This window comes from Tersicoccus solisilvae (genome assembly GCF_014643255.1).
GTDB lineage: Bacteria > Actinomycetota > Actinomycetes > Actinomycetales > Micrococcaceae > Tersicoccus > Tersicoccus solisilvae.
This window is the reverse complement of sequence record NZ_BMJI01000092.1, coordinates 1-549: the sequence shown is the minus strand read 5'-3', so window position 1 is coordinate 549 and position 549 is coordinate 1. Positions and strand designations below refer to the sequence as shown.

The window sequence follows — 549 nt, the reverse complement described above, 5'->3', positions numbered from 1 at the left end:
ATCGTTGATGTTGGGGCCGGCCTGCATATTGTTGGTACACATGGTCCAGTAGCAGTTGAGCTTGCCGTCTTTCAGCATCCGGCTCTGCAACACGGCGTGGAAACCCGGCTTGGGCGGAATAGTGCCTTCAGGCAGCTGCCAGGCCTTTTCTGTGATGGCGCGGTGTTTGTCGTTGTTGACCACCATGTCGGCGGGCAGACGGTGGGCAAAGGTGCCGACTTCACGGGCGGTACCACAGGCTGAGGGTTGGCCTGTGAGAGAGAAGGGGCTGTTACCTGGAGTGGCAATCTTGCCGGTCAACAGGTGCAGGTTATAGAGCATGTTGTTGGCCCAAACCCCACGCACGTGTTGGTTGATACCCATGGTCCACAGGCTCATCACCTTGACCTTGGGATCGGCATAGGCCTTGGCCAGCTCCAGCAGACGCTCTTTCTCCACGCCGCTCATTTCGCTGGCGTATTCCAGAGTGTAGCGGCTGACAAACTTGGCGTACTCATCGAAGCTGATATCGCTGAACTTGCCGTTACCCGGATTCTTGGCTTTTTTCTC

General features: G+C 56.8%; 1 protein-coding gene. It reads right to left on the bottom strand.

What is annotated here, in order from left to right:
* A partial coding sequence (locus IEX22_RS16400; protein ID WP_188669295.1) for a molybdopterin-dependent oxidoreductase occupies positions 1-549 on the bottom strand: 549 nt, incomplete at both ends.